We start from the raw sequence: 21,208 nt of genomic DNA, 5'->3' as shown, positions 1-21,208 counted from the left end.
GATGGAAAAATCATCCTATGAAAAAGAACTAAACCAAGTAAAAGAATGGTTCATCTCCCTCATTGATTCTGTAAGAGAAGAATATCCCATGTTAAACAGCATTAAGAACTTAGACGACATCAAGAAAGAGGATTTAGAAGATCCACTTAATCTAATGAAGCTAGTATATCTTGAACCATTCAGGTATCCCTGCCAAATAGAGGTGTTCTGGATGAGCAAACCCTGTGAGTGGCAAATAATAGTAACTACCCATGATCCAGAGAGAGATGACAAGGAGGTAATAGTTCATGGCCCCTACTTAGGTCATGAGTTCTTATATAGAATAAACGAAGTACTAAATAGTGAGGGATGGTGGAAAAAAGAATTTCCAAGTGACTTCAAGGATTATCTCAAAAAATTTGACATTTTCACAGTTGAAGAACTACCCGCTGGGACCAACATAGGTTTTTCAGATGGTGAAAATTTAACATATGCTGATGTATTTGCTAAGTTTCTTAGCCTATTTTTATATAGCTACCGTTATTCGCCTCTTTTTGGAACCGTTATGGTGGAACCTTTCACTGTTGGGATGTACTTCACAAAACGTACAGTATTCTTGCCCCCTGATGGCCAAATTGATGTCTTCTTTGGCAATATTGCAGAATTGGATCAAAAAAAGCTTCTTGAAGAACTTAGAGAACTCCTTGATAGTGCCATGTCACTGGCTAAAACAGCTCCAAAGGAGAACAACAAAGAGTCCAGATCTTTTTCTGACAGCATTGAAATTGTTGGATATGCAGCATACTTATATCCACCAGTCTGGGTGTTTGAGAAGCCAATGAGAAACTTTCACGAACACGTGCTATTGAAACCAATAATCTCTCCAAGCCCTAGCGAGAAATTCAAAATTGGAGAGATAGAGATTGAAATTAAAAACAATGGAATGATTTTAGTCCTAACACGATCACGAGAGGAAGCGAGGAAGGTAATAAATCTGATTACCAGTTTATTAACCATCTTTGTAGGAAATGCAAATTTTTTTGCAACACGATATTCCGACCTAAAAGAGGTGTACTATCCCAGAAAGCCCCCAAGGTTTTACATTTTCAGGTCATATATTCCATCTGATGAATCACAGCCAATTTATAAGTATATTCACCGATCAATTATTTCAGCTCCACACACGCGACCTATCCTTGGGGTTGATGCAATTAAAAAGGCAGTTGGTTATGCAGAAACAGTTTATACGGATGAAGATTTGACTACAATCCTTATCCTCTTTCTTGAAGCATATTCCCACTATCTCGAATCAGAGTTTAATCAGTCTTTTATTATGGGATGGGTAGGACTAGAACGACTTATTTCTAGATTTTGGAGAAGGTTATGGGTAGACAAAAAACTCTCAAAGAATCGTAAAGAGAAGTTAGATCAGTGGGAACTACATAAAAAACTAGAGGTACTTGAACTCCATGGCATTATTGAGGGGAATATATATAACACTATTAAAAACCTAAATGGCAAACGAAATGACCTTATCCATCATGCAAGACCTATTAACAAAGGCGACGCCCGTATGTTGTTGGACACGTTGAAAAACCTCCTAAAGTCAGAAATTGAAAACATATATGGTGACTAAAATGAATGCTGAAATCAAGTTCAAGAAAACTCCAATCGGCGAGATTCCTGAGGATTGGGTGGTTGTGGGGCTTGGAGAAGTAGTCCACTTTGAAAGCGGAAAACGACCAAAAGGCGGAGGCCAAGAAGCGGGAGAAGTTCCAAGCATTGGTGGAGAACACATTGGTTCTGATGGCAGAATTAAATGGGAAAATATGAAATTCATTCCCAAGGAGTTCTTTGCTCAGCTTAGAAAAGGAAAGGTCAAAGTTGGGGATATCTTACTTGTTAAGGATGGAGCAACAACAGGTAAAGTCGCGTTCGTTGAGGACATAAAAGGTTACTCAGAGGTTGCCATAAATGAACATGTCTATCTTCTGAGGCCAAAAGACTTCAATACACTTCATAACTTGTTCTTATTTTATTTTATGTACTCCCCATTTGCTCAAGTACAGATTCAACAAGCATTCCATGGCATGATTGGGGGAATAAAAAACAGCGAACTGAAACGATTACTATTGTTTCTCCCACCCCTCCCCGAGCAGAAGAAAATCGCCGAGATTTTGCGCACCGTTGACAATGCCATCGAGAAAACCGACGAAGCCATCGAGCGGACGGAGCGCCTAAAGAATGGCCTCATGCAGAGGCTTTTAACGAAGGGCATCAAGCACGAGCGGTTCAAGAAGACCGAGCTGGGCGAGATTCCGGAAGAGTGGCAGGTTGTTAGGTTGGGGGAGATTGCCCAGAAGATAAAAACTGGGCCCTTTGGAAGCCAACTTAGAAAAAGTGAGTTGACAGATAGAGGGATCAAAGTATACACCCAAGATAATGTTCTAAGGAGAGACTTTTCGCTCGGCAACATTTACATCTCCCCAGAAAAATTCAAACAGCTAAAGAGTATGGAAGTTAAGCCAGGTGATATTCTATTAACAATACGTGGAACCGTTGGGAAGGCAATAGTAGTTCCTGAGGGGGTAGAAAAAGGCATTATTCACACAAATCTTGCAATAATAAGAGTTAACCCAGAGATACTCTGGCCTGAGTACCTTGAACGTATTATCAACGATTCTAAGATTATCCCATGGCAGATAAACGCAGCACGTTCTAGCACCACATTACCCGCACTCTATGCAGGAACCATAAAGAGACTTAAACTCCCCCTCCCACCTCTCTCCGAACAAAAACAAATCGCCGAAATCCTCTCCACAGTTGACAGAAAGCTCGAACTCCTCAGGCGGAGAAGGGAGAAGCTTGAGCGCGTTAAGCGCGGGCTGATGAGGGATTTGCTGACAGGAAGGAGGAGAGTAAAGTACTAACTAGTAGCCAACGCAATCCCGGCAATTACCAAAAACACACCCACAATCAAACTCTGCGACATCAGAAACTCAGGAGCGAATATCATGGCCAAACCAACCAGCGCCACGATAACTCCAGCATAATCCTTCAACAAATCGAGAATCCTACTCAGGAATATTATGCCCACGGCTACCAGTATCCCCAACCCCAAGAGGTTCGTCCCCATGCTTATCACAGGCATCACCATCCGATGCTGATGCTCCTCATGTTTATATAGACACTGTTTCAAAATCAAGGCTTTCATGCCGGTTTTGTTTATCGATAAACAAATCAGCTTTTTCTCGGCTTTTCTGTTTATCGATAAACAAAAAGCCTTTTATAGCCCTTCCGCGTTTATCCATAAACGTGATAGTATGGGAAGACTTGAAGATCTAAAAGATAACATCGATGAGTATTTTCAGAGCGCCGAGTTGCTGTTTAAGGAAGGCCTCACCAACGCCGCGTTCATGATGTACTTTAAATCCCTCGTGGCAATATGCGATTACATCCTCTGGCGTGACCTCAGGGTTCTGCCGGACAACCACAGGGAGAGGTTTAGACTGCTAAAACTGCGCTATCCCGACCTGTACAGCGTTCTGAGTCATTACTTCCCATATTACAGGGACACATACACGAGGCGGGTCGATGACAGGCTTCTGATAGCGGTGAAGAGCGATGTTATCAGACTTAAGGAAAAGGTTGAGTGAGATAGCGAAGGAGTTTGCTTCCGAAAATCCAGACGTCTGGGATATCCTTCTTTACGGCTCTTCGGTTAAAGGAAAAGAAAAACCAAACGATGTGGATATTGCTGTAATCGTAAAAAAGGGCAATCCCTTTGAGATTTCCTTCGAGTTTAAGCGCCTTCTGGAGGAGAACGGTTTTTCGCCTGAAGAGGTGGATGTAAAGGGCTTTCTTCTTGAGGAGCTTTTTGACGAGAACAACCTCGTTGGCTTTGCCCTCCTGGTCGAGGGGTACTCTCTACTCAACGGCAAGTTTCTTCATGAACGTCTCAACGCCAATGGCTACTTTCTTTTCAGATTCTCCTACTCGTCCCTTCCCCAGAGCGAAAAGATGCGTTTCCTCTACGCGTATCGGGGCAGAAATGGAAACCTGGGGTTGCTAAAGCAGACGAACTCAATGGAGCTCGCTCCAGGAGTTGTCCTCGTGCCCATTGGCTCGGTCTATAAGTTCAAGGAGTTCCTCTCACTGTGGGGGCTAAGCTATGAACTTGCCCCCGTGCTGATTGGAGAGTTCGCCCGGGAGGTGCCTTTCATTGAATGAAACCCCCGAATATCTTCAGTGCGAAAAGCCCATCATCAAGCGGCTGGAATCGAAGGGCTGGAAGTATAAGAGGGGCATCGAGGTCCTCGAAGACGAAAACGAGCCCCTCTTAATCTCAAGGGCAAAGAATGCGATAGTGAGGATAAACGGAGTTAGCGAAAGGGAAGCGGAGGAGGCAATAAACCTCCTTAAGACTGCTCACTTTGGCGTTGAAGGTTCCCGCAGGGTTCTCGACTATCTCAAAAACGGCGTCCCCGTGAAGGATGAAGAAACGGGCGAGCCTAAAAGGTTGATGCTCATAGACTACGAAAATCTCGGAAACAACGAGTTCCTCGTCGCCAACCAGGTCGGCTATCCGTTTAAGACCAAGATACCCGACCTAATCCTCTACGTCAACGGCATCCCGCTGGTTATAATCGAGTGCAAAAGGCTGGACGTGAGCTGGAAAAAGGCCTACGAGCAGATTAAGAACTACGAGAGGGAAATGCCCGAGCTCTTCAAGTACGTGCAGATCGGCATCGCGGTTGGAGATAAACCCGTCTATTTCCCCATAGTACCGTGGCTCGGGAGCGTCCCGGTATACGAATGGAAGGGAGAGAGCTTTGACGAATTGGATAACCTGGTTGAGCTTTTAAAACCTGGGACTCTCCTTGACGTCCTCCGATACTTCACCTTCTACCGTGAGAGCGGCGGAGCCTTCACGAAGGTTCTGCCGAGGTACATGCAGTACAGAGCAGTCAGGGAGATAGTAAACATCGCCGTCGGCTACGCTAAGGGGGAAACCGAGAGGAACAGGGGTTTAATCTGGCACTGGCAGGGAAGCGGGAAGACGCTGACCATGATATTCTCCGCATATAAAATCAAGCGCCTGCTCGGCAATCCCACGATTTTCTTCGTCGTTGACAGGAGGGAACTTGAGAGACAGCTGAGCGGCGAGCTTAAGGCCGTGGGCCTGAGCTTTGAAGTGGTAGGTTCAATCGAGAAGCTCAAGGAAGTCCTAACCCACGCCGATGGGAAGAGGGGAATATTCATCACGCTCATCCACAAGTTCCGCGCTGAGGACCTCAACGACGTGCTGGAGGGACTCAAGAGGGAAAGCCGGAGAAGAAAGACGATAATGAACCGCAGGGACGTCGTGGTTCTGATAGATGAAGGCCACAGAACCCAGTACGGCGAGCTCGCTTCAACCATGCGCTCGATACTCAAAAGCGCGTCCTTCTTCGCCTTTACAGGAACGCCAATAGCGAAGAAAGGGCGCGACACCTATGCCACCTTCGGCCATAAGGACAGGCCCTACCTCGACAGGTACTTCATAACGCAGTCCATAGAGGACGGATTTACCGTGAAGATAGCCTATCAGGCGAGGCTTGAGGAGGACGTTCACCTAAAGAGGGAGCTCCTTGAGGCGTTTCTCTCATCGAAGCTGGAGGAAATCCCGGAGGAGTACCGCGGGAGGGTTGAGGAGAAGCTCAAGAAGAGGCTCAACGCGATAAAGGTGTTCCTGAAAAACCCGAAGAGGATCGAAATGATAGCCGAGGACATAGCAAGGCACTACAAGGAGAGCGTGGAGCCGTTTAAGGCAATGGTGGTAGCGGTTGATAGGGAGTCCTGCGTCTTATACAAGCGTGCTCTCGACAAGTATTTGCCAAGGGAATACACCGAGGTCGTGATGACTTTCAATCGGGACGATGACAAGGTTATCAAGGAATATCAAAAAGAGCTTGAAGAGCGCTTTCCCGGAAAAGATATGGCCGAAATCCGCGAGAGGATTCGTGAGGATTTCAGGAACAAGGAAATCCCAAAGATTCTGATAGTTACCGATATGCTCCTCACGGGCTTTGACGCCCCGATTCTTCAAACCATGTATCTAGACAAGCCCCTCAAGGAGCACAGACTCCTTCAGGCGATAGCGAGGACCAACAGGCCCTTCATCAAGAACGGTGAGAACATCAAGCCCTTCGGCCTCGTTATAGATTACGTGGGCATATTCAAGGAGTTGAAGAGAGCGCTGGAAATCTACGACGAGGTTGATATCGAAGGGGCCGCCTACAGCGTCGAGAAGATAAAGAAAGAGCTCGGGAAAAAGATCGCCAAGGCCATGGGGTACTTTGATGATCTTGAGCCGAGGCGGGATAGGGGGACCATAATGAACGCAGTCGAGACGCTGTTCAGAAACAACAAGGGCGAGGAGTTCCAGAGGCTGTACAGGGAGATAAGGCACCACTACAAGCTCCTCAGGGAGGACAGAGATGAGTTCAGGGAGGCCTTCAAATGGCTCACGGAGGTCTACTATGCATACAGATCGAAGGTTGACGGTATCCCGCCGGAAGTTGAACTCAAAGCCGACGAATTCTTCGAGGAGGCGCTCAGATTCATACAGGAGACCGTTGACATAGAGGAGATAAAGGCCGACTTCCCAGTAATCGAAATTGACGAGGAGTTCCTCAGGAAAGTAATGAGGGAGAGGGATAAGCGGAAGGCGTTTACTAACCTCCTGTTCTCAGTCAGACACTACGTAAACACCCACAAGGGGCCTTTAAGCGAGGATCTGATTGAACAAGTTGAAAGGATAATCGAAGCCTGGAGGCACAAGAAGGAAGAAATCGAGAAGCTCTATGATGAGCTCCTTGGAATAGCCGAGGAAATAGAAAAGCGCTCACAGGAGCAGAGAGAGCTCGGTTTGAACGAGCTCGAATACGCCCTCCTGATGGTGCTCAAGAGGCACGTAAAGGGCAACACCCGAGAGCTTATCGAAGGGGTCAGAAAGTTGCTCAAGGAGACGGAGGCGCTTAGGTTCACCCGTTGGACGGAGAAAACTGAGATCGTCAGCGAAATCTCGCGGAGAATTATGCTATTTATCGTAGGGGAATATAAGGGAAAATGTGACGATATCATCAAGACGCGCAACGAGCTCCTAGAGGTGCTCAAAAGGTGGGGATAGAGTATCGCGTGATTCTGAGGGATGTTAAGTATCCCCGCATCGAGATAAGCCCCCTTGGGGAGGTTAAGGTAGTAATCCCACCAAACGCAGATGTCGAGGATCTGATGAAGAGAAAGAGAGAGTGGATAGAGAAGAAGCTAAGGGAAATCGAAGAAGCCAAGATAAAGTTCCTTCCGCTTTCCAATAAGCTCCTACTCGACGGTGAGTTCTACGAACTCATCGAGTCGAAGGAGTTCTGGGTTAATCCAAAGTTTCACGTGGTTCTCTTGCCAAACAACGATTTGGGAACCCTAAAAAGATGGCTGAAAAGTCAGCTGAAAGAAGAGCTGGAATTCAAGGTGAGACTCTTCTCATCAGTCTTTGGGGTAAAGTACCGGAAAATCTACATCCGCTTCCAGAAGACGAAGTGGGCGAGCTGCTCCGAGAAGGGAAATCTAAGCTTTAACCTTATGCTTATGGCGTTGCCGGAGGAGCTCAGGGACTACATCATAATCCACGAGGTGGCCCACCTCAGGTTCCAAAAGCACTCCCGAGCATTTTGGGCGCTTGTGAGGGACTATTATCCAGATTACATACGTGCTCAGAGAAAACTGAGAGAGTACTGGCTAGCACTCCAGTACAACGAGGTGTGGAAAAAGCTTAGAGAGGTTTAGACGAACCAGTTTTAAGAGAGCAAAATTTGTCGGGGAACAACTTTTAGAAAACGAGTATGGATGAGTTAGTATGTCCTTTAAATTGGCTCACTAATGTAGGTTTTCAGTGGAGAATTTTGCATTTTTAGCGGGTTTCTCAATTTTAGGCGCTCGAAGAGCGCGAGGGCAGTGAAACATGGGAAACGGCAATTTGAATTGAAAACACTTGAAGAATTACGGGTTCAAAAGGGACATACAAACTTTGATCAAACTTTGCGCAGGCAAAGTTTGGTGGCGCCGGGGCAGGGATTTGAACCCTGGTGGGCAGAGCCCACTGGCTCTCCAGGCCAGCGCCTTCCCAGGCTAGGCTACCCCGGCGCATAAAGGAGAGGAATCAGGAGATGAGCTCGATCTCGATGGTGACGTCCTCAGGGACGCGGATGCGCATGATCTGGCGCATGGCCCTTTCGTCGGCCTCAATGTCAACGAGCCTCTTGTGAACGCGGAGCTCGAACCTGTCAAAGGTGGCGGTGCCCTCTCCGTCCGGGCTCTTCCTGGTGGTGATCCTTATCCTCTTGGTCGGGAGCGGGATAGGTCCGCTCATCCTGACGCCGGTCCTCTCGGCGATCTGCTTGATCTGGTCGGTGACCTCGTTGAGGGCCTTAATGTCCGTGCTCGCGAGCTTAATCCTTGCCTTCTGCATTTCCGTCCCTCCTAAGGCTTAAGGAAGTAAAGGAAAGGTCAGGGAAGGCCTTCACTCGGCCTTCTGAACGGAGATGACCATACCGGCAGCGACGGTCTGGCCCATGTCACGGATGGCGAACCTGCCCATCTGCGGGATCTCCTTGACCGGCTCGATGACCATCGGCTTGGTCGGCCTGAGGATGACGATGGCGGAGTCACCGGTCTTGATGAACTGCGGGTTCTCCTCGACGATGTTACCGGTCCTCGGGTCGAGCTTGGCGAGGAGCTGCTCGAACCTGACGGCGACCTGGAGGGTGTGAGCGTGGAGGACCGGGGTGTAGCCGACGGTGATGGCGGTCGGGTGGTTGAGGACGATGATCTGGGCCTTGAAGGTGTCCTTCGGCCTGACGACGGTCGGCGGGTTGTTGGTGTGTCCGGCAACGTCACCGCGCTTTATGTCGTTCTTACCAACGCCACGGACGTTGAAACCGATGTTGTCACCCGGAAGGGCCTCCTGCATGGACTCGTGGTGCATCTCGATGCTCTTGACCTCACCCTGGATGGCCTTGTGGAAGATGGTGCTGGCCGGCTCGAAGATGACGACGTCACCGACCTTGAGGACACCGGTCTCGACACGGCCGACCGGGACGGTACCGACACCCTTAATGGAGTAGACGTCCTGGATCGGGATGCGGAGCGGCTTGTCGGTCGGCTTCGGCGGCTCCGGTATCTGGTCGAGGGCCTCGAAGAGGGTCGGGCCGTTGTACCAGGGCATCTTGTCGCTCTTCTTGACGATGTTGTCGCCCTCCCAAGCGCTGGTCGGGATGACCTGGACGTTCTTGTAGCCGAGCATCATGAGGAGCTTCTTAACCTGCTCGGCGACCTGCTTGAACTTCTTCTCGTCGTAGTTGACCATGTCCATCTTGTTGATGGAGACGATGACGTGGTTGATACCGAGGGTCTTGGCGAGGAAGGCGTGCTCCTTGGTCTGCGGCATGACACCGTCGGTGACGGCGACGACGAGAACGGCGGCGTCAGCCTGGCTGGCACCGGTGATCATGTTCTTAACGAAGTCCCTGTGACCCGGAGCGTCGATGATGGTGATGTACCTGTGCGGGGTCTCGAACTTGGTGTGGGCGACGTCGATGGTGATACCCCTCTCGCGCTCCTCCTTGAGCCTGTCCATGACCCAAGCGAACTTGAAGGACTTACCCTTCTCACCCATCTGCTCGAACTTCTGGATGATGTTCTCCGGGATGTTCTGGCTGTCGAACAGGAGCCTTCCAACGGTGGTGCTCTTTCCGTGGTCGACGTGTCCGATAAAGACAATGTTAATGTGCGGCTTCTCCTTAGCCATTTCCATACACCTCCAAACTTTGGTCTAGTCCGATTGACTAGGATGGCTTTTTAAATCTTTCGAACCTCGGCCCCCTCGGGCGGGAAACCCGCCGTTTATCGGGGAGGCCTCACGAGTTCCGTGCTTAACTTACGAAGCGGGTTTAAAAACTTAACTAATGGGTTTTGGACGGGAATTTGTTAATTTTCGGGAATGCACTTCAAAATCACCCAAATCCCAAACCCGCCAGCCTTCGGCGTTTAACCTTTCCTTTCCGTCAACTTTCCTGGCAACCAGCCCCCAGTGCTTTTTCCAGTCTTCGAGGCCAACCAACTCACCCTTCCTCTCCAGGTCCTTCAAAATCCCCCGCGCTTCCCTCTCGCTAAGGTTTTTCCACTTCACCTCAACGAACAAAGCCTTTTTCTCACGCTCGTTCAACGCGAGGAGGTCAATCTCCTCTCCCCTGTGCCACCAGCGACCGAGTTTCGTGAAGTGGAAGCCAGTGAGCTCGATGAAAACCTCCGGACTTCCAATAAGTCGTTCGAAGGCCGAACCCATATAGGCGTTGAAATCCTTCAGCGAACGCTCCCAGACGTCCTCCGCCAGTCCGGCCTCAAGGTAGCTCCTGTTCGGGAGGACATACCTGAACCAGAAGGAGAAGTAGTTGTCGTCTATGGAATAGAGTCCTCTTTTGCTTGCTTCTTTGGCAGTTGAGGTGACGGAAACTTCCCTCCGGACTATTCCAAGCCTCTGAAGGACGCTCAGGTACTTGGAGACGAGGCTTTTATCGAGCCCAGTTGCGTTCACAATCTCCCCAAATCTGTTCCTCCCACCCGCTATCGCCTCGAGTATCGCGAAGTAGTTGGCCGGCTCCCTGAGCTCTTCCCTCAGGAGTATCTCGGCCTCTTCGTAGAGAAAGGCACCCTTTGAGAGGACGTTGTCAACGACGTTTTCGTTAAAGCCCTTTTCAGGCTCAAACTTCAGGAGGTAAGCCGGAATCCCTCCCACCACACCCCAGACCTTCACGAGGTCTTCGATCGAATAGCCAGGAAGAAACTCACCGATGTGGAAGAAGGGAATCTCCGTTAAGCGCCACTGCCCGGTCCGTCTTCCGTAGAGTGGGCTTTTGTAACCCAAAACCTCCGTTTCCATTGCCGAAACACTCGAACCGCAGAGAATCAGCATTATTCTGCCCTTCGAGAGCTTCAAGTCCCATGTCCTCTGAAGGAGCGAGAGAACCGGCCGGTAGCGTTCTATAAGCAGGGGAAACTCGTCAATCACCAGGACAACGCGTTCATCACGTACCCTCTCGGCGAAGGCCATCAGAAGCTCGTCAATATCGTGGAAAGAGATTCTGCTGAATAATTCATCGCCGAGGAATTCCGCGAGGAGCTTTTGAAGCTCTCGGAGATTCTCATGGTACGGCTTTTCTGTTGCGAGGAAATAAACATGGGGTTTGTCCCGGGCGAACTGGAGGAGCAGCTCGGTCTTTCCAATTCTCCTGCGGCCGTATATAATGAGCAGTTCGGCTTTGTCACTGCGGTATCTCTTCTCCAGAAACTCGAGCTCCCGCTTCCGGTCCACGAAAGTTTGTCTACTCATGAGTATAATACTCGTGCTTCAACTATTTAAGAGTTTCGCGAAAAACGCCGAAAGTGATGTGCATCTTGGAAAAGACCAATCAGCCTTCCAAAAGTCCAATGCAAGACAAGAGAAAAGTTCAGAGGGCGGAAAGCCCTCACTGCTGCGGGCAGACGTCCTGCTCCCTCGGCGGGTTCGGGTCGAGACCCTTCCTCTGCCTGATCTGCCTGATGATGTTGGTGGCCAGCTCTCCCGGAACCCTCTTGAAGCCGGCGTGCTCGGTGCTCCAGAGGGCCCTTCCGCTGGTGGCGCCACGGATGGCTCCGGCGAATCCGAACATCTCGGCGACCGGGGCCTCCGAGATGATGATCATGACCTCGCCCTCCTGCCTCATGTCGATGAGCTGGCCGCGCCTCTGGTTGATCTCCCTGCTGACGGCGCCCATGTACTCGTAGGGCACGTTGATGATGACCTTCTGGTAGGGCTCGTAGAGGATCGGCTGGGCCTTCATCATGGCGCACTGGATGGCACTCCTGATGGCCGGGTATATCTGGGCCGGACCGCGGTGGACGTTGTCCTCGTGGATCTTGGCGTCGTGGAGCCTGACCATAACCTTCATGACCGGCTCCTTGGCGAGCGGACCCTCGTCCATGGCCTGGTGGAATCCGTCGACGAGGAGGTCCATGACCTCGTTGAGGTACTGGATACCCTTGGTGTTGTCGAGGAATATGTTGCCGTGGTATATGTCAACTATACCCTTGGCGACCTCGTAGTCCATGCCGAGCTCGGCGAGCTTCTTGGCGACGGCCTTCGGGTCCTTCGGCCTGCCCTCGGGGATAAGTCCCTCGTGGATGGCCTCGTATATCTGGTCCGGAAGCGGCTCCACGGTGATGTAGAACCTGTTGTGCTTGTTCGGGCTCTTTCCTTCGACTATCGGGCTGATCTTGCTGACGCTCTCGCGGTAGACGACGATCGGCGGGCTGACATCGACGTCGAGCTTCCAGTCCTCCTTGAGCTTGACGAGCTTGACCTCGAGGTGGAGCTCACCCATACCGCTGAGGAGGTGCTGGCCGGTCTCCTCGTCGATCTTGACGTGGAGGGTCGGGTCCTCCTTGGCGAGCTGCCTGAGCGCCTCGATGAGCTTCGGAAGGTCCTTGACGTTCTTGGCCTCGATGGCGACGGTAACGACCGGCTCGCTGGCGTAGTGGAGGGCCTCAAACGGCTCGATCTGCTCCTGGGAGACGGTCTCACCGGCCATGGCGTCGCGCAGTCCGGTGACGGCGACGATGTTACCGGCCGGAACGGCCTCCATGTTGACCCTCTCGGGACCCATGTAGATACCGACCTGCTGGATCCTGGCCTTCCTCTTGGCGTTGATGAGGTAGACCTCCTGGCCGGTCTTAACCGTACCGCTCCAGACACGGCCGGTTGAAACCTCACCGGCGTGCTTGTCGAGGATGATCTTGGTGACGACCATGACCATCTTGCCCTTCGGGTCGCACTTCATCATGGCCTGGCCGACCTCGCTCTCGACGTCGCCCCTCCAGAGGTGCGGGATCCTGTACTTCTGGGCTTCGAGCGGGTTCGGCAGGTGCTTGACGACCATATCGAGGACGACGACGTGGAGCGGGGCCTTCTGCCTGAGGGTCTTGAGGTCGCCGCTGTTGGTGAGCTCGACGATGTCCTTGAAGGAAACGCCGGTCTTCTTCATGTAGGGGACGCTGAGGGCCCAGTTGTAGTAAGCGCTACCGAAGGCAACGCTACCGTCCTCGACCTTGACGAACCACTGGTTCTTGAACTCGTCCGGGGCGTACTTCTTGATGAGCCTGTTGACGTCGGTGATGATCTTGGCGAACCTCTGGAGGATGTCGTTCGGACCGAGCTTGAGCTCCTTGATGAGACGGTCAACCTTGTTGATGAAGAGAACCGGCTTGACATACTCCCTCAGGGCCTGCCTGAGAACGGTCTCGGTCTGGGGCATGACACCCTCAACGGCGTCAACGACGATGATGGCACCGTCGATGGCACGCATGGCCCTGGTAACGTCACCACCGAAGTCAACGTGACCCGGGGTGTCGATGAGGTTGATGAGGTAGTCCTGGCCCTCGTAGTTGTGAACCATCGAAACGTTGGCCGCGTTGATGGTGATACCTCTCGCCTGCTCCTGCTCGTCGAAATCGAGGACGAGCTGCTTTCCGGCGAGCTCCTCGCTAATCATTCCAGCGCCGGCGAGCAGGTTGTCGCTCAGCGTCGTCTTACCGTGGTCAATGTGAGCGGCAATACCCATGTTCCTGATCCTCTCGGGCTGGGTCATGAGCTCTTTAATCTTCGCAACCATCTCTTCCCTTCTTCCCATTTACACCACCTTCTAACCTGATGAGCTTGTTCACCTCTCACTTAAAAGGTGCGGTTATAAAGCTTTTCCCGGTTGAGAAGCGGCGGCTCGAGGATACGTTCAAACTACTTAAGGGTTTTGGATGAAAAAATCACTCTCAATCAAAGAAAGCCCCCAGAAACCTTTCAACCTCCTCCCTCACGTCCGTCCTCGCGTAGACTCCCCAGCGCCAGTGGGTGTCCTTCAGTTCAACGAGGGAACGGACGAGAGGCGAGACCTCACTGAGGCGCTTCAGTCCGGTTTCGGTCTCCACGAAGGCGTTCTTCTCCTCGAACTTGGGTTTGGGGGGATAGTCAACGATGGCGAGGTGTCCAAACTCGGCCCCAAGCTCCCTCCGGAGTTCGGCGACAGAGTCCACCCCGGGGTCGCTGGCGCTGTAGAGAACGCGCTTGTAGAGCCTCCTGTCGTCCACCGCCCGAACGAGCTCCCGAACCTCCGCCCTCTCACTCGCCCTGAGCCTTGCCATCAGATCAACCTCGTCCATGGTGCGTATTTCCTCGAAGGGAATCCCCTCGAGCTCAACGGCCGTTACGAGCATGGCACTCGCTATCTTCGAGACGTGGTGCTGGTAAACGGTGGGATACATCATGCTCCTCGCCAGGAGAAGGCTCTGGGCGGCCATTACACCCTTCTCCCCAACGACGAGCATGCCGTCCCTCCACAGCAGATTCCTCACGAGCCTGTCGAGGTCAACCAACCCGTAGGCCACGCCGGTGTAGTATGCGTCCCGCACCAGGTAATCCATCCTGTCGGCGTCTATGTCTCCGCTCACGAGGGGGTGCTTGAGGAGCTTGAAGAACTCCCCCACGGAATAGTGCTCCCCGATCACGTCCCCGATTTCACCATGCCTTATGAACCACTTCGTATTCTCCTCGTGCCGCGGGTAGAGGGCCTCGAGCGTGTGGCTGAAGGGATAGTGGCCGAGGTCGTGGAGCAGGGCCGCGTAAACGGCGCCTTCCTCGATTTCGGGGTTGTGCTCGGCTATCCTTTTCGCAAGATAGAAAGTTCCCAGCGAGTGCTCGAAGCGCGTGTGCCTGGCCGAGGGGTATGCGAGGAAAGCTAAGCCGAGCTGGGTTATTCTCCGGAGTCTCTGGAACTCGGGGGTATCGACGAGCCTCAGTGTGAAACCATCCAGTGATATGTCTCCGTGAATCGTGTCCCGTATTACTTTCATTTTGACCACGGAGGCTATAGAATCGAAAGATTAATAAACGTGGCGGCGATACGCACCCTGCCGGCCGATACGGGCCGGCCTCTATCCCGGGCCGGGGGGTAGCCCTCAGGGGTTACCCCCCACTAAAACCTGTTCTGTCCCGTTATGGGCCGCTGTACTCCAAGAAGAAGCGCAAAAATTTTAAGGGGTGGTTATCAAAATTACCCTGTGGCAGGGGTTTGCCGACCCTCCTGCCCGAGGGGCAGTCAATACACCCAACCGGGCGATCGATAATACCTCCAACTAATATTTAACTTTTACTTCGAAGTTAAGGTGCAGATTTCAAAAAATCGACCATGATGAACATAGAAGAGACATAGTGCAAATAAGGGAGCGAATTACTTCAAGTTAATAACCGAGTTATACCATGATTGGCGAAATTGTTTAACAAAATGTTTTATCATTTCGGAAGAAGTTCGGCTCCCGAAAAATGGGAAACCGATATTGAATTTCGAACCTTCAGCTCCACGTCTTCTTCTATAGGTCATCCCCGTAAACGTTCTCCCTCTTGCCTACTTTTAGGATTTTGACAACTCTATCTTCTTTCAGGTACTCGAAGATTACTCGATACTGTCCAACGCGCAGGCGGTAAACGTTCCCATATCCCTTGAGCTTTTGAACATCCAGTCGGGCCAGAGGGAAGAAAGACAGCTTGGATATCCTGTCCTTTATCAACTCCTTCCCGTGTTGTGGGATACCCTGGAGTTCTTTCAGGGCTTTCTTGCTTATCAGAACCTGTTCTCAAAGCCCATCCTTTACCACGTCCCACTCAAGGAACTCGTCAGTTCTACGTTCTTTGATGGCCTCTTTTTCCCACTCCTCCGGCTCGGTCTCTTCAATAAGCTGGAGGTTGACCTCCACGAGATCTTTCAGAAACTTTTCTATTTCGTCGATGCGATGGAGCAAATCTATGAGCGTCACACCCATTCTCTCACCATCAAAATTTAGGGGGATGGACGATAAATAAATTTCGGACCTAGCTCCACGTCTCCGCTATCACATCGTGCTTGTGGATGCTCTCGTTGCTGATGACCCTCACGTGTATCCTCCCGTTGAAGCGCTCCTTGGCCTTGGCGAATATCTCGCGCGCGACGTCCTCGACGAACTTCGGGTTGGCGTGCATTCCCTGGACCACTGCATTCTCGTCTATCGTCTTCAGCAGGGTGTAGGTCGGATGGCTGAACGAACTCTCGACAACGTCAATCATGTCCTCCAGCGCTATCTCCTCATCAAAAGCAGTCCTGACCTCAAGCTCGCCTACGGCCCTCTGTATGTGGGTCTTCCCGTTGTTGTTGGCCATCGCGTGGGGGCAGGCGGTGTTTCCGATGACCTTGACGCGGAGGACCTTCTCGAAGGAGCCGTCGTAGTGCTTTATGACGCCGACTTCGACGTCGTAGGGCTCGTAGGTGGTCCTTCCGCTCGCAGGGGTTTCCCGCGGGATGATGAGGTGGGTTCTTATCCAGACCTCGGCGCGCTTGTGCGGGTGCTTGCCCTCCAGGCGGCCGATTATCGCCTTCCCGAGCTCCTCGAGCGAGGGATGGGCCTCCATGACCTCCTCCTCAACGGCCTCGCTCATGGCCTCGGTTATGCTCTCGACCAGCCGGCTCATGTGGATTCCCTTCTTCTCCTCCGGGACGTCGATGGTTATCTCGAAGAGCGGGAGGAACGTGTAAACCTTTCCCTTCCAGTTTATCTTCGCAACGCTCCGCAGGTTGGTAATCCCGACGCGGTGAAGGCGCTCCTTTATTTTCGGGGTCTCCTCCTGGGTCTCAAATATCGGCATCAGCATCACCCTCACTTTTCAGTTAGGTGGTTCTAACCGCGGCCCCTTTTAAAGCTACCCGCTACCTGAGGAACTCCATGAGTCTGTCGTAGCTCTCGCGGGCGACAGCGACGTCCCCATCACTCAATCTTTCGGCGTATCTGGCTTTCTCGAAGAGCCGGGTAAGAACGTCCAGGTCCTTGAGGTCGGGGAATATCTCCCTCAGCTTCTCCTCGTGCTCCCAGTGGGTCCAGCTCTTCCGGTAGGGATATCCCTTTTCCACGAGGCCCTCGACAACGTTCTTGTACATTCGAATAACCTTCTCAGCGGGCGTTCCCTCGATGGCGTCGTAGGTAAGCTCAGGCTCGAACTTGACCTCCGGAACGGGCCGCTTTTTCTTGACATGTCTGGCCGTGAGGACTATGGCCACGAAGAGAAGGACTGGAATCAGGTAGGCCCAGCCCGGGAACTGCCTCCACACCACCACGAAATCGCCCGATGTGACGTTGTACCAGACCCCCTCGAGGGTCCTACCCACTTCTTTGCCCTCCACCAGCTTCTCAGGCCTCCTGTTGAAGAAGAGCAGATAAACCGCGACCATCAGCGCCAGGAACGTTATCATGTCTGCGAAGATGTTTCTCTTCCCCTTCCTCGCGCTGCGGGTGTTGAGACGGCCCTCGATGGCCAGCTTGACGATGTAACCTGCGGCACCGAAGAGGAAGAGTGCGGAGAGGAAGAAGTACCACTCGAAGTTAAGGGCCGTCGTGCCGCCGTGGACGGTTGAGGACTGGATGAGGGCGAAGGTAACCATGAGGGTGAGCATGATGAGCGCGGAGGTTTTCCGCTGGTCCATGTCCATCAGAGGAAACTAACGTGCCAAACTTTAAACCCTTTCCCCCTTCAACGCGCATACCGACTCTAGGAGGCTCCTAACGTTCCCCGCGATTTTTCCGTCGATGACTACTCCCCTGCGCGCTATGAGCACCTCCCTGCCAATGCGCGACAGCTCGTAGCCCACTATCCCCAAGGGAGTGCCGTCAAAGAAGCTGAAGGTCTCGATGCTCTCATCAAACATGTCCGGAAGCCACCCGTTGTACTGGCCCATAAGACGAGGGTACACTAGGAGCGCCCCTCCCCCGGAGATGCGGGAGTAGGAGTAAACCTGGTAGAGTTCGCTACTACTTCTGACGAGCTTGCGCCACCAGGTGTCGCCCATCTTTACACTCAGGTTCCGGTACTTCACCTCCAGAATGCACCGGCCCTCGGGCATCTGGACGAAGATGTCAGGTCTTGGCGGGCCGAAGGTGAAGACGGCACCGGTCCGGGCCCCTATCTCCTCCGCGTCCCTGACGATGGGCGGCAGGGGGTGTTGCCTGTGAACCCTTCCCCTTCCGGAGATGGCGGTAAGGACGGTGTGATAAACAAGGTCCTCGAACAGGCGGTCCATCTCTATGAATATTCCCGGCACCATCAGGCCTTTCCCGGGGAGCTTTCCAAAGCCCATCAGTATCATCGTGGCCAGGTGAAATATCGGCCTGAACCTCTCGTTCAGGGGGTTGAACGAGACACGCTTAATGTCGTCCTGCCGGAGAGGACCGACGTCGGCAAAGTACCTCACCAGAGCCTCGGCCGACCTCGCCACACCCTCCCACGCCGAAACCTCCACGACCACCTCCAGGGCCGCCCTCAGGACCCTGTTCAGGGGCGTGTCCACGTCGAGGACCGCGTGCCTCACGGGAACGTCCCGACCCAGTGGGGGCCTCCTGGCCAGGCGGGAGAGAAGGACCCTTCCCCGTATCGTCTGAAGTTCCTCCTCAACCTCCGAGTACCCCCTGTAAAGGCCGTGAAAGAGTTCCCTGCCCAGCAGGTAAACGTAGAGGTACATGAACAGCTCGTGAACCCCTCCCTCGCCCCGCGCGTAGATGGCGACGGCATCGTCTATCTCTTTCCGTCCAAGCCCCAAACCCCCGCTGAGGTTCATCAGGCTAAGGAAAAAGCGCAGGGAGCGGGACTCATCAGGGTCGTGCCTGTAAGGCCTGGGAAGCACCTGTACCATAAAGCCAGGCTCGCTCAGATGGTAGGCGAAGCCGACACTCCCGTGGGCCTTGATGTAGTACTCGCCCCGCCTCGTGTCGTACTTGAGGCTCAGGACCTCATGTTCTCTACCGTAGAGGCTGTTTATGACCTCGAAGAACCTCTGGAGGCTCTCGGGAGTAACGTCCATGCCCTCCATACGGATAGTGCTCAGGTACTTCCTCTGGAACTCGTAGAGGGTAATCCTTTTCATTCCACCCTCACCAGCCGGCGAAGGGCCTCCATGAAAGACTTCTGGTCCATCTTCACTATCCTGCCCCTGTCGTCTATGAACTCGAAGCCAGGATAGAATGACCCCAATTGCTCCCAGTTGCCGTAGAAGTACTCCTGGAAGAGGGGCAGTATCTTGTGGTAGAACACCAGGTAGAGATCCTCCTCCGGGTTCTCGGACGATGCGATGTCCATGAAGTAGCCGTGCCCTATGGTGTAATCCTTGCCTTTCTCCCTCTCTATGATGGCGTTGAGCCTCGAGAGGAGATGCTCCAAGTTCACTCCGCCGACTCCCATTCCGGACAGCAGTTCAGGCCTTGGTAGGACCTCGTAGAACGCGAACCTTCTCCTCAGGGCGATGTCAAGCAACGCTATACTCCTGTCGGCGGAGTTCATTGTGCCGATTATGTAGAGATTTGGTGGAACCGCGAACAGTTCCCCAGAGTATGGGAGTCTCATGATGGTCTCGTTGGGTCCGTCCAGCCTCTTGTCGGGGTCAAGGAGAGTTATAAGCTCTCCGAAAATCCTGCTTATGTTGCCGCGGTTTATCTCGTCTATGACGAGGTAGAACTCCCTCCGCGGGGTCAGCTTCACCTTCTCCCCCGCCTTCCTCCTTTCGAGGAAATCTAAAACCGCTCTCTTCTTCTCCGCGTAGGTGGCGTTCCTCCTCCTGAACTTCTCGGGGAGGGAGTCGTAGATGGCCTCCACGGCTGTTCTCTTGAAAACCCCGTCCACCACGTCGTAAACGACGCCGTCCCTGCCTTTCGCCGGCCGGAAGCCCTCAACGAAGTCCTCGTAACTGAAGGACTGGTGGAAGGATACGAACTCCGGCTTAATCGCAACCTTCCGGGCGAGGTAAGTCTTCCCGGTACCGGGAGGGCCATAGAGTATGACCTGCCTGAACCTCCGGAGGAGGGTTCTTATAGACCCCACCTCCTCAGCATTCTCCTCTTCCTCCCGGGCCTCTGCCTCCTCGCGCTCCTCACTTCCTGTTTCCCAGCGTATTCTGTAGAGGTAGTCCACGTCCCTGCGGAGGTAGTAGTAATGCTTCTGGCCTGCCGCGCGGTAGGCCGTTCTCCCCAGGTAGAGGATTTCGCAGTCGTCTGAAACGCCGGCATACTTGGGATCCACCACGCTCGGCACGTACCGTCCGAGGGAGAACACGCCCTCAAGGTCGTCCCGTCCGATTTCCCTGGACTCGAGAAGGCGCTCCAGTGGCACGATGCCCGCACTTATACTGCCCCCGTATACCCCGGTTATCAAGAACAGCCCCCGCGAGGTGAAGCGGAGGTATATAAGCTCGCCGGGAATAAGTACGACTCCTGTCCGGCTGGGTGTTAGAAGGTAGATTTCCCTACCCCCCTTAGTTCCGAGAACAGCCACGAAGGAACCGTCCTCTTGCAGGTACAGATCGCCCACGGGCTTACCGCTCCCCAAAACCATCGATGCAGCGGACACTGTTTCAATACCGTTCCAGAACTCCCGGGGGGAGTAGTAGGGGAAAACCGGAATCTTTATTCTTCCCACCATTAGCCTTTGTTTCCCCTCGTTTCTCCAAGTGTAAAGCATGTAAAGTGCCTCTTTACTGTCCACAACGGTGTGAATGTAGGCGTAACCATTAGGAGGAGTGGGTATCTTGACAACCCCAAGGCCCTCGGGAGCGAAGTACTCGAGGTGATGGTCGCCGAAGAAAAGCAGCCTCCCCTCTGGAGTGAAGTTCACGTAGAGGGGAAGCTTTGAGAAGGTCACGGTGATCGACTCCCCCTCCGGATCCTTGGCAACCACGGGGTAGATGGTCACCTTACCAGGGGCACATTTCGTGAAAACCGCCAGTCCATTCCTTCCCGGGAAAAGTATGGCTTCGTCGGCGCAGGGAATAGAGATTCCCTTTTCCCAGCCGGGCATGATGGTGCCCTCAGTGTTGAAAACATGGAGAAACCGGGAATCGTCTTCAAGCCTTACCATGACCGCCATATGCTCCCCTGACGGGAAGAGGATAGCCTCTTCGATGACGAAGCCAAATTCCTCGTACTCCCCCTTCAGAAATGTGTTGATGGAGTAAATAGAATTTCTCAAAGGTTCTATACTCGCCATTACGACCACCCAACGGAATTATATGCCAGAGTATAAAAATCTTTGGTAAAAAACTGA

General features: G+C 52.7%; 18 protein-coding genes and 1 tRNA gene. 6 read left to right on the top strand and 13 right to left on the bottom strand.

Annotated features, from left to right (window positions below; all coding sequences use genetic code 11):
• Nucleotide 1 precedes the first annotated feature (1 nt).
• Together GQS_RS01140 and GQS_RS01135 are read left to right on the top strand one after the other, a co-directional pair.
• Entirely contained in the window at nt 2-1,615 is a 1,614-nt protein-coding gene (locus tag GQS_RS01140; RefSeq protein ID WP_014011822.1) for a hypothetical protein, read from the top strand.
• A 1-nt stretch (nt 1,616) separates the two neighbouring features.
• Nucleotides 1,617-2,909: a restriction endonuclease subunit S gene (locus GQS_RS01135; RefSeq protein ID WP_014011821.1), complete on the top strand. Its 1,293-nt coding sequence runs from the start codon at nt 1,617-1,619 to the stop codon at nt 2,907-2,909.
• Here the strand turns inward: GQS_RS01135 and GQS_RS01130 are convergent.
• Nucleotides 2,906-3,136, bottom strand: a complete 231-nt coding sequence (locus GQS_RS01130; protein WP_148236345.1) for a hypothetical protein — start codon at nt 3,134-3,136, stop codon at nt 2,906-2,908. The genes GQS_RS01135 and GQS_RS01130 overlap by 4 nt on opposite strands.
• Before the next feature lie 166 nt (nt 3,137-3,302).
• Here GQS_RS01130 and GQS_RS01125 point away from each other — a divergent pair, with 166 nt between their 5' ends.
• The 4 genes from GQS_RS01125 to GQS_RS01110 are packed head-to-tail and all read left to right on the top strand — an operon-like array spanning nt 3,303 to nt 7,803.
• The gene (locus tag GQS_RS01125; protein ID WP_014011819.1) at nt 3,303-3,635 is read left to right on the top strand and encodes a hypothetical protein; all 333 of its coding nucleotides are present in this window, start codon (nt 3,303-3,305) and stop codon (nt 3,633-3,635) included.
• On the top strand, nt 3,628-4,209 hold the full coding sequence (locus GQS_RS01120; protein ID WP_158306487.1) for a nucleotidyltransferase domain-containing protein: 582 nt from the start codon (nt 3,628-3,630) through the stop codon (nt 4,207-4,209). The genes GQS_RS01125 and GQS_RS01120 overlap by 8 nt, the downstream gene beginning before the upstream one ends.
• Nucleotides 4,202-7,150 (top strand): type I restriction endonuclease subunit R, encoded by a 2,949-nt coding sequence (locus GQS_RS01115; protein ID WP_014011817.1) that lies wholly within the window; start codon nt 4,202-4,204, stop codon nt 7,148-7,150. The genes GQS_RS01120 and GQS_RS01115 overlap by 8 nt, the downstream gene beginning before the upstream one ends.
• A complete protein-coding gene (locus tag GQS_RS01110; protein WP_014011816.1) occupies nt 7,141-7,803 on the top strand; it encodes a M48 family metallopeptidase in 663 nt (220 codons plus the stop codon). The genes GQS_RS01115 and GQS_RS01110 overlap by 10 nt, the downstream gene beginning before the upstream one ends.
• A gap of 271 nt (nt 7,804-8,074) precedes the next feature.
• Here GQS_RS01110 and GQS_RS01105 read toward each other — a convergent pair.
• From GQS_RS01105 to GQS_RS01050, 12 genes are all read right to left on the bottom strand, one after another.
• Nucleotides 8,075-8,160, bottom strand: a tRNA-Ser gene (locus tag GQS_RS01105).
• Between the two features lie 16 nt (nt 8,161-8,176).
• Entirely contained in the window at nt 8,177-8,485 is a 309-nt protein-coding gene (rpsJ, locus tag GQS_RS01100; protein WP_014011815.1) for a 30S ribosomal protein S10, read from the bottom strand.
• Nucleotides 8,486-8,536: 51 nt separating this feature from the next.
• Nucleotides 8,537-9,823, bottom strand: a complete 1,287-nt coding sequence (gene tuf / locus GQS_RS01095; protein ID WP_014011814.1) for a translation elongation factor EF-1 subunit alpha — start codon at nt 9,821-9,823, stop codon at nt 8,537-8,539.
• Nucleotides 9,824-9,973: 150 nt separating this feature from the next.
• Nucleotides 9,974-11,404 carry an ATP-binding protein gene (locus GQS_RS01090; RefSeq protein ID WP_048056500.1) on the bottom strand — a complete coding sequence of 477 codons (1,431 nt, stop codon included), beginning with the start codon at nt 11,402-11,404 and terminating at the stop codon, nt 9,974-9,976.
• A gap of 136 nt (nt 11,405-11,540) precedes the next feature.
• Nucleotides 11,541-13,739, bottom strand: a complete 2,199-nt coding sequence (locus tag GQS_RS01085; RefSeq protein ID WP_014011812.1) for an elongation factor EF-2 — start codon at nt 13,737-13,739, stop codon at nt 11,541-11,543.
• Nucleotides 13,740-13,875: 136 nt separating this feature from the next.
• Nucleotides 13,876-14,952, bottom strand: coding sequence for an HD domain-containing protein (locus GQS_RS01080; RefSeq protein ID WP_014011811.1), 1,077 nt, complete (start codon nt 14,950-14,952; stop codon nt 13,876-13,878).
• A gap of 516 nt (nt 14,953-15,468) precedes the next feature.
• On the bottom strand, nt 15,469-15,666 hold the full coding sequence (locus GQS_RS01075) for a type II toxin-antitoxin system RelE/ParE family toxin (RefSeq protein WP_014011810.1): 198 nt from the start codon (nt 15,664-15,666) through the stop codon (nt 15,469-15,471).
• 66 nt (nt 15,667-15,732) lie between these two features.
• Nucleotides 15,733-15,918 carry a hypothetical protein gene (locus GQS_RS01070; protein ID WP_014011809.1) on the bottom strand — a complete coding sequence of 62 codons (186 nt, stop codon included), beginning with the start codon at nt 15,916-15,918 and terminating at the stop codon, nt 15,733-15,735.
• A 49-nt stretch (nt 15,919-15,967) separates the two neighbouring features.
• Nucleotides 15,968-16,774 (bottom strand): GTP cyclohydrolase IV, encoded by an 807-nt coding sequence (locus GQS_RS01065; RefSeq protein WP_014011808.1) that lies wholly within the window; start codon nt 16,772-16,774, stop codon nt 15,968-15,970.
• Between the two features lie 61 nt (nt 16,775-16,835).
• Nucleotides 16,836-17,612, bottom strand: coding sequence for a DUF4129 domain-containing protein (locus tag GQS_RS01060; RefSeq protein ID WP_014011807.1), 777 nt, complete (start codon nt 17,610-17,612; stop codon nt 16,836-16,838).
• Between the two features lie 24 nt (nt 17,613-17,636).
• Entirely contained in the window at nt 17,637-19,040 is a 1,404-nt protein-coding gene (locus tag GQS_RS01055; RefSeq protein ID WP_014011806.1) for a restriction endonuclease, read from the bottom strand.
• Nucleotides 19,037-21,151: an McrB family protein gene (locus tag GQS_RS01050; RefSeq protein ID WP_014011805.1), complete on the bottom strand. Its 2,115-nt coding sequence runs from the start codon at nt 21,149-21,151 to the stop codon at nt 19,037-19,039. Before GQS_RS01050 ends, GQS_RS01055 begins: the two co-directional genes overlap by 4 nt.
• Nucleotides 21,152-21,208: the final 57 nt, after the last annotated feature.

The organism is Thermococcus sp. 4557 (assembly GCF_000221185.1).
In the GTDB taxonomy this organism is placed as follows: Archaea; Methanobacteriota_B; Thermococci; order Thermococcales; family Thermococcaceae; genus Thermococcus.
This window is presented reverse-complemented; position numbering and strand designations above follow the sequence as displayed.